This window comes from Candidatus Poriferisocius sp. (assembly GCF_965208475.1).
Lineage (GTDB): Bacteria > Actinomycetota > Acidimicrobiia > Acidimicrobiales > Bin134 > Poriferisocius.
In genome coordinates this window covers 1,632,696-1,646,029 of sequence record NZ_OZ242338.1, presented here as the reverse complement: position 1 = coordinate 1,646,029, position 13,334 = coordinate 1,632,696, and the positions used below count along the sequence as shown (strand labels likewise).

The window sequence follows — 13,334 nt, the reverse complement described above, 5'->3', positions numbered from 1 at the left end:
GGCATGAACGACACCTCCACGTCGAGCGCCCAGGCCGAAACACCGGCTCTCCGGCTTTGCACCTCGGGCACTCCACGCCACTCGGCCACCTGACCCCAACGAGGCGATCCCAAGCGGATCCCTCGGAATGAGCCCGCTGGGTGGAGGGGGCGCAAGCGGTATCCATGCCCCAATTCTACCAGAAGCATGGGGAATTATCGTTCAAAACGTCGGGAGTGAGTCGATCCGCTTTCCGCTGCAAAACCCTAGGGGAAAGAGAGCTATCTAGACTCTTCCGCCTCTCGGAATACGGGCCTGGTTAGCCTCCCCGTGTTTCACGCAGGAGGTGGGTTACCGTAGCGGCAATGGCTTTCCAGTTTGAGTGGACCGGTCGCACTCTTCGGGTTGTGCTTTCTGGGTGGGACCGCTTTGTGAGAGTTGTCATTGCTGGCCGTTGCCACTGAGCCAGGATGATCCGTGGAGCTGGTGCCATCCTCTTGGGCGCGCCAAGATCTTCTTGACCTTGTTTCGGTTGTTGCGGCGGCGGCCTGACTTTTGGGCGATGGCGCTTCGAAGGGCGTGGAGCCATCTGGGCCTGCATTGCCGGTTGGTGGTGAAGTAGTCGTCGGTGGCCGCAGCCGGACTGGCCCCAAACCGGCGTCCCACGAATCTCCTGAGGTTCATCCGGCGCCGATGGAAACCCGACCAGCCCATTTCGTCCTCCGAGTAGACGGTGATCTCGCGTTTGCCTCGCCAGAGTTTGCGGTATGTGCCGGTCACCACGCAGATCACGTATTCGTCGAGTTCGTCGAGGGCGTCTTGGGATCCAGAGTCGCATGCATCGCATGCGCAGTCGGGCACCACTTCCAAAACGGCGGCGGGGTCGCCGGCACCTAGTGCGACGGCTGGCCATTCAACTTCTTCAAAGCCGGTCATTGCCACAACTAGGGGGATTGCGCCCGGGGCCAGCGGCACAGCCCTAATAGTGCGGGCCGCGGGGAATTTCGGCGGCTCCTGCCAGGCCACTTCCGCTTCTGCCTCTATCTCTGCGAGGCCCGCGGCGGCCAGCGCTTCGAACCAGGCCTCGACCCGGGCGGCCAATATCTTCCACCTTTGCGGGTTCGTAACCCGGGAATACTCCTCTTCCAAGGGACTGCGATCAGGGTGAGGATCCCGCCACCCGGACAGCCCGCGTCCCGTCTCGACAAACGCAGCATCCACCGCGGCCACTAACTCATCGACAGAACCCACCGCACCATCATGACCCCACTCGCATCAGCTCACGCAGCGATTTCAAACCTGGCCCTCGTGGAGGGCTTCGGCCGCGGTGGTCGGCTTTCTGTATGGTTCGGCGATGGAGAGGGCGGCTTTTTGAGCGGAGATAGTGTCGAGAAGTTGGGCAGTCGGCTTGGCTAAGTGGTGCGAGATGCCAGAAGGTTGGCGAGTTGGGTTGCGGCGCGGTGGCCGACGGTCGAATCGCATCGGAGCAGGCAGTGGCCAGCGCTTCGCTCAATGAGCCGATGCCTCGTTCAGGCATGTACAACTTGCCGCCGCTCAGCACCGTTTCTCCGATGTAGGCCTGCATCAGCGCCTGGCTGGCGGGCTCGGCATCGCCCAAGATCACTTTAAGGGGGCCGCTGAGTGTCACCCGCACCGACTATGACTACCCGCCTAGTGCTCATGTGAACGGCCCCCTTCTTGCCACCATCCATTGGGCAGGCGCTGGCTATGAGGCGTTAGCACCGGGTGGACCGATGCGTCCTGTACTGCGAACCACAGACCCCTGTGGTTGCGCTGTTCTGTCAAGATTGGTGTTACCGCCTTGACGACGACCGGGAGGAGAGACCAGTGGGAAAGGCCACCGAGACTGATTTGCCCGGTGTGGGGGTTCGCTTCGACCTGGACACGAACGCCGGCCGCGCCGTCGGCGTGGTCGTTCATCAGACCGGTCGGCGCGATCTGGTGATCTATGACGAACGGGATGTTGATCGCGCCTGCGAGAGCGTGGAGCTTACCGAGGAGGAGGGGCACACCCTCGGTGAGTTGCTGGGAGGCAACCCGGTCTTGGAGCATCTCGATGACGTCGTGCACCGGCTTGAGGATCTCGTGATTTCTTGGGTGAAGATCGACTCGAAGTCGTCTCTCGCCGGGCTCACCCTCGCCGAGGCCGGGCTTAGGGCACAGACCGGTGCGGGCGTCGTCGCGCTCGTCACCGACGCAGGCTCCATCCCCATCCCGGGGGGAACCGACCGTCTCGACCCCGGCGACACCGCGGTTGTGGTCGGCGTCCCGGCCGCGGTGAAGGCCGCCACCAAGCTGCTGACTCAATCGGGCTAGCCCATGCACACGGCTGGCGATCTGTTTGTGATCGAGCTCGGGGCGGTGGTGCTGGTCTTGGCCTTCGTCGCCCGCTTGGCCCGACGAATTGGCCTGCCTGCGCTTCCGCTGTACCTGCTGGTGGGACTGGCCCTCGGCGACGGCGGCCTCGTCGAGTTGCCGGCGTCGACGGAGTTCATCGAGGTGGGCGCCGAGATCGGCGTCATCTTGATGCTGCTGATGCTGGGACTCGAGTTCTCAGCCCAAGAGCTGATCGACAATGTGCGACGGTCGACGCTCGCCGGGATCGTCGACCTAGTCCTCAATTTCCCTCCCGGTTTCCTAGCCGGCCTGCTCTTGGGATTCGACCCAATCGTTGCCGTCCTGCTCGGCGGAGTGACCTACATCTCGTCGTCGGGCATTGTGGCGAAACTCGTGGCCGACCTCGACCGCATCGGCAACCACGAGACATCGGTGATCCTGAGCGTGCTGGTCATCGAAGACCTCGCCATGGTGCTTTATTTGCCCATCGTGTCGGGCGTGCTATTCGGCGGGTCGCTGTTGAGCACCACCGTCACCGTAACCGTCTCGTTGCTCGTGGTAATTGCCGTGCTCGGTGCCGCCTACCTGTTCGGCGACCGGCTGAGCGCCATCGCGTTGAGCCAATCCAGCGAAGCGCTGTTGTTGACCCTGCTCGGCGGCACGCTTCTCTTTGCTGGCATTGCCGGACGACTCAACCTGTCAACGGCGGTGGGAGCCTTCGTCGTGGGTGTCGCGCTGTCAGGCGACATAGTCTCGCATGCCCGCGGGCTGCTGTTGCCGCTGCGCAATCTCTTCGCCGCGGTCTTCTTCGTGTTCTTCGGCCTGCAAGTCGACATTCGCCTCCTTCCCGACGTTGCCGTCGCGGCAGTGGTCATCGCCGTCGTCACCATTGCTACCAAGTTCGCCACCGGCTGGATCGGAGCAGGACGAGCCGCCATCGGAAAACCCGGCCGGGCCCGTGCCGGAGCCGTCCTCATCGCCCACGGGGAGTTCTCAATCGTCATCGCAGAGCTCGGCATTACTCGCGAGAGCGACCTCGGAGCGCTTGCCGCCACCTACGTCATCATCCTCACCCTCGTCGGCGCGGTGCTCTACCAGTACTCCGACTCAATAACCCTCCGCGCACCGACCAGGAGCGCTCGTCTCCGGCCAGGGACATCCCGCCTGGCGCTAAGGACTCGCAGGCGTCGACGGTCGCCAACGCGCTAGCCGCCTTGCCCCGAGCTGAGATTCGTTCTCCGACCTTTGTGGCCAATTGGAATGGCGGGGTTTTGCAGGTGGTTGCACTGACAGACTTGGCGCCGATGCTGTTGTCGGCGGCTACACCATGCTGGTGACGTTGCCTCCGCCGATGGCGACGATTCCGGTGGCGTTCAGTCCGCCGATGGCCACGATGCCGATCGAGTTGACCCCGCCCAGCGTGACCAAGCCGATGGCGTTTACGCCACCCACCGTTACGATGCCCATTGAGTTGACCGCGCCAAAAGTCACCAGGCCCATCGCATTCAAAAAGCCCAGCGCCGCGATGCCAAGGGCGTTGATGCCGGCCAGGGCAGCGAGCCCGATCGCGTTGAAGCGATTGAGAGCGACAAAGCCGACCGTGTACTTCTCCATCGTGGTATCGCCTGACATCTTCGCTCCTCAAAAGTGATTCGACTGCTTGTGTGGCACTAGTTCCTATCACATATGCATCGGCGTACTCGGCGGTGATCCTGCTAGCCTGACTCATTCCGGGCCGTTAGCTCAGTTGGCTAGAGCACCTGCATGACGCGCAGGGGGTCAGGGGTTCGAGTCCCTTACGGCCCACCGAATGGATGTCGCCCAGTCCAGTGATCGACGGCGGGTGGGCTGGTTGCTCGCCGGGGTGGGCATGCTGTCGGTGTCCACCGATTCGCTGTGGATCCGGCTCTCGGAGGCCGACGGCATTGACGTGGCGTTCTGGGTGGCGTGCTGCTCGGTGCCCCTTTACACCGCGCTGAGCCATCGGGTGGACGGCTGCTGGCCGCTGGAGGCGTTCCGCCGCCACCCCTGGCAGCAGCTGGTAATGGGTGCTTTGACCGGTGGCAGCCAGTTCTGCTTCGTCATCGCCGTCACCCAGACCCGGGTGGCCAACGTGGTGGCCATCGTGGCCGCGGTGCCGCTTTTGGCCGCGGTGAGCGCCTGGATATGGCTGCGGGAGCGCATCTCCCGGGCGATGGCCATCGCCATCACCATCACCATGGCGGGAATAGGGGCGATTGTGTCGAGCTCGGTGGGCGAGCCCACCCTGAAGGGCGACCTGCTGGGGGTCTTGGCCATTCTGGGTTTCTCGGTGAGCCTGACGATGTGGCGCCGGTATCCCGACATGAGCCGCTTGGTGGGACTGTCCATAGGCGGGGTTATGACCGTGGCGGCCCTGGTGTACTCGGCGTCGCCGCTCTCGCTGGACGTACGGGCCTACCTGTCGATCGCCGCCATGGGCCTGGTGTTCAACCCCTTCGGCCGATTGGCGCTGTCCAACGCGCCCCGCTTCGCCCCGGTGGCCGACGTGGCCTTGTTCTCGCCCATTGAGACGGTGGCCGGCACGATATGGGCCGCCGCTTTCTTCAACGAACTGCCCCGGCCCGTCGCCGCCATCGGGGCTGCCGTCGTCCTGGTTGGCGTGTTTTATGGCACCGTCGCCACTACTCGGGCCAAAGCTTGAATCGCCTGGGGCTAGCGGAAAAAGTGATTGCACTGCAATCATATTGCCAAGGTAGGCTGACGGAAAGCGATCGAGGGCCGTAAATGGCGAGCATCACCATTCGCAATCTTGACGACGAAGTGAAGATCAGACTTCGCATTCGGGCCGCCAGTCATGGTCGGTCGATGGAAGAAGAGGCTCGTCAAATCTTGCGCGACGCCGTTGAGCAGAGCGTGGGCCCCACGAATCTTGCTGCTGCAATTCGCGAGCGCTTCGCCCATCTCGGTGGGGTGGAGTTGGAGTTGCCCTCAAGAGAGGCCATGCCAGAGCCGCTTCGTTTCGAATGAGGTAGGCGCGGTGATTGTTCTCGACACCAACGTTGTCTCTGAATTGATGCGTCCGCTGCCGAATCCGGCAGTTGAAGCGTGGGTGGCTGACCGTGCAGCAACGACATTGTTCCTCTCCGCTGTGAGTGGGGCAGAGTTGCTCTATGGCATCGCCATCATGCCTGCGGGGCAGCGTCGAGACGCGCTGGAAACAGAGGTTGAGGCGATGCTGTGCGAGATCTTCGCCGGTCGTGTGCTGCCGTTCGACAGTGACGCGGCACGCGCCTACGCAAGAATCGCTGCCTCCTGTCGGGCCTCAGGACGTCCTGTGTCCCAATCCGACGGCCAGATCGCCGCGGTCGCCCGTTCTCGCGGCATGGCCGTGGCGACGCGCAACATCCGACAATTCGAGGGCATGGCAGTCGATATCATCGATCCCTGGGCGGGGTGCTGACCGGGTCATCGGTTTTCTATTTGTTTGGCCTGGCGCTTCTTGTTGCGGACGCGGGTGCCGGCGTCGAGGGTTGTCTTGCGGAGGCGGATGGAGTGGGGGGTTACCTCGATGCACTCGTCGTCGGCGATGAACTCAAGGGACTGCTCGAGCGACAAGATGCGGGGCGGGGTCAGCCGGACGGTGTCGTCGGAAGCGGCGGCGCGGACGTTGGTCTGCTTCTTCTCCCGGCAGATGTTGACGTCCATGTCCTCGGGGCGGGGGTTCTCGCCGATCACCATGCCCTCGTACACCTCATCGCCGGGAGCGACGAAAAGCGAAGCCCGTTCTTGGATGGCAGCCACGGCGTATCCGGTGACCGGGCCCTTTCGGTCGGCGACGATCGAGCCTGAGCGACGGGTGCGAAGCTCGCCCATCCAGGGGGTGTAGCCCTCGAACACATTGGCCATCAGGCCGGTTCCTTGGGTCTCGGTGAGGAAGTCGGTGCGCAGGCCAATGAGGCCGCGGGCCGGCACTATGTAGTCGAGCCGAACCCAGCCGGTGCCGTGGTTCGACATGTTCACCATAGTGGCCTTGCGTTCTCCCAGAAGCTGGGTGACTGCGCCGACGAAGCTCTCGGGGATGTCGATGGTGACCCGCTCGGTGGGCTCGTGGAGCTTCCCGTCGATGGTGCGAGTGACCACCTCGGGTTTCCCGACGGTCATCTCGAAGCCCTCACGGCGCATGATCTCCACCAGCACCGCGAGCTGGAGCTCGCCTCGGCCCTGGACCTGCCAGGTGTCGGGGCGGTCGGTGTCGAGAACCCGGATCGACACGTTGCCTATCAACTCGGTGTCGAGGCGGTTCTTGATGAGGCGAGCGGTGAGCTTGTCGCCTTCGAGTCCCGCCATGGGAGACGTGCTGGTTCCGATCGTTATGGAAAGGCTGGGCTCGTCCACCGTGATGCCGGGAAGCGGGGCGGGGTTGGCGAGATCGGCCAGCGTTTCGCCGATGGTGATTTCGGGGATGCCGGAGATGGCGATGATCTCGCCGGCACTGGCCACCTCGGCGTCCACCCGGTTGAGGTCCTCAGTCACGTAGAGATCGGTGACCTTGGCGGTGGTGATCGTTCCGTCGGTGCGGCACCACGCCACGTCCTGGCCCCTCTTGACGGTTCCGTGCATGACCCGGCACAGCGCGATGCGCCCCACATAAGGGCTGGCATCAAGGTTGGTGACCCAGGCTTGGAGCGAGTGCTCGGGATCGTGGCGGGGTGCGGGGACAGCCTCGATCAGCGTCTCGAACATGGGGCGCAGATCAGTGCCCCCTCGATTTGGGTCGAGCGTCGCGGTGCCTTGGCGGGCGTTGCAGTAGACGATGGGGAAGTCGATCTGGTCTGCGGATGCGTCGAGATCCAGGAACAGCTCGTATACCTCGTCGACAACTTCGGAGATGCGGGCATCGGGCCGGTCGATCTTGTTGACCACCAGCACGACCGGCAGCTTGAGCCCTAGTGCCTTGCGAAGGACGAAGCGCGTCTGTGGCAGCGGGCCCTCGCTCGAGTCGACCAGGAGGAGGACCCCGTCGACCATGGTCAGGGCCCGCTCCACCTCGCCGCCGAAGTCGGAGTGGCCCGGCGTGTCGACGATGTTGACCTTGATCTCCTCGCCGCTGTCGCGGGTGTAGCGGACTGCGGTGTTCTTGGCCAGGATCGTGATGCCCTTCTCCCGCTCAAGGTCCATTGAGTCCATAACGCGCTCGGCCACTGTCTCGTTGGACCGAAAAGCTCCCGATTGCCAGAGCATCGCATCGACGAGGGTGGTCTTGCCGTGGTCGACGTGGGCGATGATCGCCACATTGCGCAGGTCGGAGCGCGCCGCAAGGTAGGGGTCTTGAGCCATTGTGAGCCTCACGTGCCGATGGCGCCATCCCAGAGCGGGACCTTGGCAGCGGCGATACTGTCGCAGTTTATGGCGGGACCCAACATCCTACTGGTGATGGCCGATCAGTTGGCACCGCGCACTATTGCTTCAGCCGCAGGGCCAGCAGGTGGGGGACTTGGGGTTCCTCGACCAGGCCGATGGGGTAGATGATCATGTCGCCGGCCACCGAGGGCCAGCCGTTGGTGGCGCCTTGAGCCTGGTGGCGCCACACGACCTCGCCAGTGTGTCGATCGAGGGCCAACAACTCGCCGAAGAAGGCGGAGGTGAACAGCAGGTCGTTCACCACCGTCATGCCGCCCAACACGTCTGCTGAGGGAACTTCGGGGAGCTTGGAGATGATCTCCACATCCCAGACGATGTCGCCGGTGGCGATGTCGATGGCCACCACGTTGCTGGGCCGGGTGAACAGCTGGGTGCCCTCGCCGCCACTGGTCACCTGGTCGGACTCGTAGTAGGAGGGGGCGTTCACGACCGCGGCGTAGAACACGCCGTCGGCGACGGCCACCGGGGTGACCATGCCGCCCTGGGCCCCGGGCAGCACCTCCACCGGAGCGCTGAAACCATTGAGATTGTCGTTGCGGTGCACACCCACCGAGGTCCGCCACAGCACCTCGCCGGTGGCGGGGTCGTGGCCGAAAGCCACCCCGCCCTTGCCGGCCGACACCAGCACATCGTGGTCCAGGCCGTGGTCCTCGGCCTCGGCCAGCGTCACCAAAACGTGGTCCCGGTCGAAGATGTCGTGGGGGAAGGCCTGGAACCCCCAGCGCAGCTCGCCAGTTTTGACGTCCAGCGCGACGGTGCCGCTGGTCCAGCGGTTGTCGCCCGGGCGGCTCGAACCCGCGGGCCAGCCCGGGGCGCCGGGGAACGGGTAGGGGTTGCCCACCCCGTAGAACAGAGTGCCGGAGTCGGGGTCAAGCGCCGGCGGGTACCACGCGCCGCCGCCGCTGTTGATATCGGGGTTGCCCCACAAGGATTCGTCCTCGACGGTGGCAAACGTCCACACAACGTCGCCGGTGGCCTGGTCCAAGGCGTAGATGGTGCCCCGCACCCCGGCGGGGAAGCCGCTGGTAGAGGCGAACACCATCCCGTCGTGAACGAAGGGCTGCACGTTGAGCTCGCTGCCGCCGTCTGCGATCTCAGTGGCCCAGATCTCCTCGCCGGTGTCAGCGTCGTGGGCCGCGACCATCTGGCCCCGCAATCGGTTGCCGATCTTGATGGCGAACACCTTGCCCCAGCCCACCGCCGCCCCTGAAGGGCCGTACATGCCGCCCCGGTTTCCCGCCGTCCACAGGTTCTCTCCAGTGGTGGCGTCGAAGGCGTGGACTCCGCCGTCGAGTCCGGCCACAAACACCCGGTCGCCCAAGATCAACGGCGAGGTGGCCAGGTTGCCCCACGTGCTCCCGCCGGGGACATCGCCTGTCCAGGCCACCTCCAGGCGATCGACGGTGGTGGAGTTGATCGGGCTATTGAACACCGCTCGAGTGGCGGCGAGGTCGCGGTTGGGCAGCGGCCAGTCGTCGGCGTGCGCGACCACCTCGGGCGGGCTGCCCAGAAGCGAGGTTTCAGCCGCCGGCTCGGGCCCGGAATTCGTCTCGGGGGACGCCGAGGGCGTCGCCTCAGCGGGTGCCGCCTCAGCAGATTCTGGTGGCGTTGACGCCGGCGGGGTCGGATCTATTGCGTCCTCCGACGATGCGCAGGCGGCCAGGACCAATACGGCCGTGATCGCGGCAACGGCCATCCGCCGAGCGGCATAAAACCTGCTGCCCATGCCCCGACTGTAAGTGCTCATCGGGTGCGAGCCATTACTGTGTTGGCACCCCAGCCAAGGAGGAGGCATGGCACGAATCAAGATCCCCGATGGCCCCGAGGAGGAGCTGCATCGGTTGTGGATGATGACCCCGGAGTTGTCCGGCCCGGCATCGGCGTTCAGCGGCGCGGTGTACAACGAGAGCAAGCTTCCCGTGCGACTGCGGGAGCTGCTTCGAATGAGGATTGCCCAGATCAACCAGTGCGTGGTTTGACTGGACACTCGCATTGCGTCGTTGGCGCAATATGAACTGAGCGAGGACGACTACCTCAACGTCGGCAGTCGGGACGACTACGACGGCTTCAGCGAGGCCGAGCGCGACGCCCTGGAGTACGCAGAGAAGTTCGCCACCGACCACCTGTCCATCGACCAGGAATTCATGGACCGAATGGTCGGCCATTTCGGCGACGAACTGGTGGTGGAGATGACCCTTGCCATCGGCTGCTGGATCGCCTTCGGGCGCCTCAACCAGGTGATGGACGTGGTGGTGTCCTGCCCGCTGCGGATGAAGGGCCCCGACGAGGCTCGCGAGGTGCAAGAGGCTGCCGACGGCGACCTCCTGGCCATGCGCTCCGCCCGATTCGCCTAGCGAGTATCGCTGCCAGACAGCAGCGGCCTAGCGGAATCGAACCTTCTGGATGTCAAGGGCGTCTAGTCCCTCTTTGCCATCTTGTCTGAGCCAATCTTCTTGACCGAGCCACATAGGGAGCAAGACCCCTTCGATATCTGGTGTGAGTCGATCTTCGGCTAAACACCTAACTAAAGCCGCGGGCAGTTCCCCGAGTGCTCGAAGTGCCCAAAGACGGGCATTGCGACCGCCTCCGCACGCCTCCAACAACGAGTCGACACAACCATGGCGCTGGAGAAGTTGAGCGGCAGCGGAGGCCTGGATTGCGTCGCCTCCTTCCATCCAGCCGACAAGTGTTCGCTGGAGATCACTTGACAGCTCGTCAACAGCCGAGATCGCATGCAATGCGACTATGGGTTCTGGATCGACGATTCTGTCGAGCAACAGTTCCGGTCTTCGTGCTGCACCCTGACCCATCCCCCAAGCCGCCGCCGCCCTCAATTCACTTGGAAGATCTAATGACGCCGCGATTTCAGCAAGAGCTTCGGCAGCAGCATCAGATGGGAGTTCGGAAACTGCAAGAACCGCTTCCATCTGCTGATCGGCTTCTGTCATAGGGTTGTAGATTTGCTGCATGATCTGGCTGATCCACGCACTTGGTTCAAGTCGAGCCAGAGCAACTTGGGCTTCAAGCCGGATCCTCCAGTCCTCTAGCCCTGATTGTTCATGAGAATTGAATAGTCCCGGGTTTCGTGGGGGCTCTGTTCTTTGGGCGGGTGGGGTTTGTGTGTTTTCGTGTGGTTTCGGTGTTGGGGTTGGGGGGTTGGTGAATTCCTCTGGTGGTCGGGGGGTCTGGTGGGGGGTTTGGGGCGCGTCGGGTCGGGGTTTGGGGCCGGGGTCGGGGTGGGAGCGGGGCGTGGGGCTATGGGCCGTGGGGTTGGCAGGCGTGGAGGAGTTGGGGGGTTGTGGGCCACCAGTCGAGCAGGCGCAGGGTCCATTTGCGGGAGGAGCGGACGAGGCGGGCGGGTGCGTGCCATAGCTGCCATCTGAGGCGTTTGGGGGCTGCTTGGGCTAGGGGTCCGGTGAGGCGGAGTTGTTGGAACCATCTCACGAGAGCCAGGCTGAGCGCGACGAGCTGTGTCCAGGCGGCGTTGGCGTCGAAGTCGGTGAAGGGCATGCGTTTGAGGCCGGAGTCTTTGAGGTCTGAGATGGTGTTCTCAATGCGGGCGTGGCCTCTCATGTGGGCGTCGAGTTGGGCGGGGTCGCCTGCGGCGTCGGTGTAGAACCCGCGGTAGCGCCAGTTGCCGGAGTCGAACAGGGTGCGCTGCGCTCCGGGGTGCAGCGGCTCTCGGCGGGCGATGAAGCGGGTGCGCTCGGGCCAGCCGGCCAGATCGACGCTGCCGGTGAGGTCGGCGACCTGGGCCCGCCTCGAGGGCTCGCCGTCGGCGCCGAGCGCCGGCTGCCACTTCCCGGCGTCGAAGCGGACGCGGTCTATCGCCGCTGTGACCTCGAAGTTTGAGCGGGCTGTCATGAAGAACCCGATGTTGCGGTCCCGGCAGGCCTCGGCGATGCCGACAGAGCAGCCCGCCGCGTCGACCCGCAGGTGCACCTCCCCCAAGGGCGCATGCCCGTCGCCTGGGCGATGGCCCCTGGCGACGGCGGCGGGCAGCTGCGCGATGGCGGCGTCCATGACCTCTATGTGGTCCAAGATGTGGTTGGCCGCGGCGTTGCCCGCCCGCAGCTTTATCGACAAAGGCTCCCCCTCGTCTGTGGCGCACAGCATCGGGTGGAACCCGAACCCGCCCTTGAAGTGCGCAGCCGCTTGCTGCTTGTTCTCGGAGTGGACCTCCACCAAAGTCGAGTCGATGTCCAAAACCACCGGGCCCGCAGCGTCGCCGCGGCGCTCCCACACACCGGCCCGCACACCGGCCACCGCCCCCAACACAGCCTCTGTCGCGCCGGGGCCCAAACCGCGCAGCGTCCGGTACAGAGTCGAGTCAGAAGCCACCTCGCCGAACAGCACCGGCTGCGCCCGCAGATGCTCGATGTCGCTGCAAGCCTCACCGCCACCGGCCAACATCAACAACGAATGCGCCAGCACCTTGCCCCGGTCATGAACCGGCGCCCGCTCCCCGCCCCGGGGCACCGCCGCCGACAACGCCTCCCCCAGACCCAAACCATCGGCGAAACGCCCCAAAGCGAACAAACCCGAATGCGCCGCCACCTGACCGCCGCCGCCCGCCACCCTCACATCGCGCGTGCTGCTAACCTGCATCCCGGAGATGCCCCTCTCTGTGGAACCAAAACGTGCCTAACAACACACATCGTCCCACACCAGAGGGGCTTTTCCGCGGACGCGCACCCCCCAACACCACACCCCCATGAACAATCAGGGCTAGACCATTTTCGCCAACCTCAGATAGAACGCCGATGAGCCCAGGATGTTGCAAAGCTCCTGCTGCCTTTACCGCCGCAAACCGTTCGACGACGTCGCTTGAGCGCAGGGCAGCCACCAAGTCCCAAGATTCTCCTGAACACACCGGGTTTGATTCTTGTTCGACAACCCCTGCTAGAACTTTCTCGTCTCCTTGAAAGAACTCGCCGCGCTTCGAATAGACGAATCTCGGGCCTGTCCAGTTCCGCCAGTGCCAGTACCGCTGCACCTTGCCATCTTCTCCCTCGAAGACGATGCGATCTTCATCGTCGACACGGACAAACCGACCTCGCTTGGCCGGCACCCAACTCGGCCATGTCAGGGTGACCTCTGAACCCTCCGATGCCGCTTTTGGGGCGGACCTCTTGGCTTGCGTGATGCTTGCCCGCAGGGCTCCAGTCGCAAAGTAGACCGGAGGACCGCAGTAAGGAGGGTCCTGCTTGATATCGGCCATGAGGAAGGCGAACAGGTCTTCGTCCCGCATGCCACCTGCATCCCACTCGCGCCCAGGAGTATCCGAGTGCGACAGCATGATCTTGAGCTTCGACTTTGCCCGCGATTCGACCCTTAACCCGCAACGCACACAAAGCAGGTCGGGCAACCGAAGCCGCTTGACCTTCGTCTGCCAAACCTTGTTGGACATGGCATAGCGCTCAAGCTCTATCGGCTGGTGGTCGTATCGGCCTCGAAGGTGGTCAGCTACTGCGGCAGTGCCGATTGCGCCGACCGACACGAAGCGTGCGAAGTCAGCGTCTTCCTTGAATCCCACTAGGTCCTACTTGCGCTCATGCCTGCCGGAGTGTACCGACGCATTACCCGTTGCTGTC

14 protein-coding genes, 1 tRNA gene and 1 pseudogene are annotated in these 13,334 nt (G+C 64.1%); 8 read left to right on the top strand and 8 right to left on the bottom strand.

Annotated features, from left to right (window positions below; translation table 11 throughout):
- Nucleotides 1-7: 7 nt before the first annotated feature.
- Nucleotides 8-166: pseudogene (locus ACOGXA_RS07720) on the bottom strand (transposase); the annotation flags it as partial.
- A gap of 254 nt (nucleotides 167-420) precedes the next feature.
- On the bottom strand, nucleotides 421-1,230 hold the full coding sequence (locus tag ACOGXA_RS07715; protein WP_419926686.1) for a DUF6226 family protein: 810 nt from the start codon (nucleotides 1,228-1,230) through the stop codon (nucleotides 421-423).
- Nucleotides 1,231-1,827: 597 nt separating this feature from the next.
- Here ACOGXA_RS07715 and ACOGXA_RS07710 point away from each other — a divergent pair.
- The gene (locus ACOGXA_RS07710) at nucleotides 1,828-2,316 is read left to right on the top strand and encodes a cation:proton antiporter regulatory subunit (RefSeq protein WP_419926685.1); all 489 of its coding nucleotides are present in this window, start codon (nucleotides 1,828-1,830) and stop codon (nucleotides 2,314-2,316) included.
- 3 nt (nucleotides 2,317-2,319) lie between these two features.
- Entirely contained in the window at nucleotides 2,320-3,546 is a 1,227-nt protein-coding gene (locus tag ACOGXA_RS07705) for a cation:proton antiporter (protein WP_419926684.1), read from the top strand.
- A 111-nt stretch (nucleotides 3,547-3,657) separates the two neighbouring features.
- Here ACOGXA_RS07705 and ACOGXA_RS07700 read toward each other — a convergent pair whose 3' ends face one another.
- Nucleotides 3,658-3,969 carry a hypothetical protein gene (locus tag ACOGXA_RS07700; RefSeq protein ID WP_419926683.1) on the bottom strand — a complete coding sequence of 104 codons (312 nt, stop codon included), beginning with the start codon at nucleotides 3,967-3,969 and terminating at the stop codon, nucleotides 3,658-3,660.
- Nucleotides 3,970-4,069: 100 nt separating this feature from the next.
- Between ACOGXA_RS07700 and ACOGXA_RS07695 the strand changes: the two genes are divergently transcribed.
- The 4 genes from ACOGXA_RS07695 to ACOGXA_RS07680 all read left to right on the top strand — a co-directional run bounded on the left by ACOGXA_RS07695 (nucleotide 4,070) and on the right by ACOGXA_RS07680 (nucleotide 5,779).
- Nucleotides 4,070-4,143 (top strand) — tRNA-Val (locus ACOGXA_RS07695).
- Between the two features lie 4 nt (nucleotides 4,144-4,147).
- The gene (locus ACOGXA_RS07690; RefSeq protein WP_419926682.1) at nucleotides 4,148-5,020 is read left to right on the top strand and encodes a DMT family transporter; all 873 of its coding nucleotides are present in this window, start codon (nucleotides 4,148-4,150) and stop codon (nucleotides 5,018-5,020) included.
- An 83-nt stretch (nucleotides 5,021-5,103) separates the two neighbouring features.
- Nucleotides 5,104-5,346 carry a FitA-like ribbon-helix-helix domain-containing protein gene (locus ACOGXA_RS07685; RefSeq protein WP_419926681.1) on the top strand — a complete coding sequence of 81 codons (243 nt, stop codon included), beginning with the start codon at nucleotides 5,104-5,106 and terminating at the stop codon, nucleotides 5,344-5,346.
- 10 nt (nucleotides 5,347-5,356) lie between these two features.
- Nucleotides 5,357-5,779 (top strand): type II toxin-antitoxin system VapC family toxin, encoded by a 423-nt coding sequence (locus ACOGXA_RS07680; RefSeq protein WP_419926680.1) that lies wholly within the window; start codon nucleotides 5,357-5,359, stop codon nucleotides 5,777-5,779.
- Between the two features lie 5 nt (nucleotides 5,780-5,784).
- Here the strand turns inward: ACOGXA_RS07680 and typA are convergent, their stop codons facing one another.
- The gene (gene typA, locus ACOGXA_RS07675) at nucleotides 5,785-7,656 is read right to left on the bottom strand and encodes a translational GTPase TypA (protein WP_419926679.1); all 1,872 of its coding nucleotides are present in this window, start codon (nucleotides 7,654-7,656) and stop codon (nucleotides 5,785-5,787) included.
- A 121-nt stretch (nucleotides 7,657-7,777) separates the two neighbouring features.
- Entirely contained in the window at nucleotides 7,778-9,466 is a 1,689-nt protein-coding gene (locus tag ACOGXA_RS07670; RefSeq protein ID WP_419926678.1) for a PQQ-binding-like beta-propeller repeat protein, read from the bottom strand.
- A gap of 67 nt (nucleotides 9,467-9,533) precedes the next feature.
- On the opposite strand from ACOGXA_RS07670, the gene ACOGXA_RS07665 reads away from it, so the two are divergent.
- Together ACOGXA_RS07665 and ACOGXA_RS07660 are read left to right on the top strand one after the other, a co-directional pair.
- Nucleotides 9,534-9,719, top strand: coding sequence for a carboxymuconolactone decarboxylase family protein (locus ACOGXA_RS07665; protein ID WP_419926677.1), 186 nt, complete (start codon nucleotides 9,534-9,536; stop codon nucleotides 9,717-9,719).
- A 21-nt stretch (nucleotides 9,720-9,740) separates the two neighbouring features.
- The gene (locus ACOGXA_RS07660; RefSeq protein WP_419926676.1) at nucleotides 9,741-10,094 is read left to right on the top strand and encodes a carboxymuconolactone decarboxylase family protein; all 354 of its coding nucleotides are present in this window, start codon (nucleotides 9,741-9,743) and stop codon (nucleotides 10,092-10,094) included.
- Nucleotides 10,095-10,121: 27 nt separating this feature from the next.
- On the opposite strand, the gene ACOGXA_RS07655 is transcribed toward ACOGXA_RS07660, so the two are convergent.
- The 3 genes from ACOGXA_RS07655 to ACOGXA_RS07645 all read right to left on the bottom strand — a co-directional run bounded on the left by ACOGXA_RS07655 (nucleotide 10,122) and on the right by ACOGXA_RS07645 (nucleotide 13,276).
- Nucleotides 10,122-10,709: a hypothetical protein gene (locus ACOGXA_RS07655; RefSeq protein WP_419926675.1), complete on the bottom strand. Its 588-nt coding sequence runs from the start codon at nucleotides 10,707-10,709 to the stop codon at nucleotides 10,122-10,124.
- A 286-nt stretch (nucleotides 10,710-10,995) separates the two neighbouring features.
- Nucleotides 10,996-12,348, bottom strand: a complete 1,353-nt coding sequence (locus ACOGXA_RS07650) for an IS1380 family transposase (RefSeq protein WP_419924313.1) — start codon at nucleotides 12,346-12,348, stop codon at nucleotides 10,996-10,998.
- Nucleotides 12,338-13,276, bottom strand: a complete 939-nt coding sequence (locus tag ACOGXA_RS07645; RefSeq protein WP_419926674.1) for a hypothetical protein — start codon at nucleotides 13,274-13,276, stop codon at nucleotides 12,338-12,340. Before ACOGXA_RS07645 ends, ACOGXA_RS07650 begins: the two co-directional genes overlap by 11 nt.
- Nucleotides 13,277-13,334 lie beyond the last annotated feature (58 nt).

What these genes read in the sequence shown, in the direction of transcription:
- ACOGXA_RS07700 (WP_419926683.1), bottom strand. Translation starts at nt 3,969, where the DNA reads ATGTCAGGCGATACCACGATGGAGAAGTACACGGTCGGCTTTGTCGCT.
- typA (WP_419926679.1), bottom strand. Translation starts at nt 7,656, where the DNA reads ATGGCTCAAGACCCCTACCTTGCGGCGCGCTCCGACCTGCGCAATGTG.
- ACOGXA_RS07655 (WP_419926675.1), bottom strand. Translation starts at nt 10,709, where the DNA reads ATGCAGCAAATCTACAACCCTATGACAGAAGCCGATCAGCAGATGGAA.
- ACOGXA_RS07690 (WP_419926682.1), top strand. Translation starts at nt 4,148, where the DNA reads ATGGATGTCGCCCAGTCCAGTGATCGACGGCGGGTGGGCTGGTTGCTC.
- ACOGXA_RS07705 (WP_419926684.1), top strand. Translation starts at nt 2,320, where the DNA reads ATGCACACGGCTGGCGATCTGTTTGTGATCGAGCTCGGGGCGGTGGTG.
- ACOGXA_RS07670 (WP_419926678.1), bottom strand. Translation starts at nt 9,466, where the DNA reads ATGGGCAGCAGGTTTTATGCCGCTCGGCGGATGGCCGTTGCCGCGATC.
- ACOGXA_RS07685 (WP_419926681.1), top strand. Translation starts at nt 5,104, where the DNA reads ATGGCGAGCATCACCATTCGCAATCTTGACGACGAAGTGAAGATCAGA.
- ACOGXA_RS07650 (WP_419924313.1), bottom strand. Translation starts at nt 12,348, where the DNA reads ATGCAGGTTAGCAGCACGCGCGATGTGAGGGTGGCGGGCGGCGGCGGT.
- ACOGXA_RS07665 (WP_419926677.1), top strand. Translation starts at nt 9,534, where the DNA reads ATGGCACGAATCAAGATCCCCGATGGCCCCGAGGAGGAGCTGCATCGG.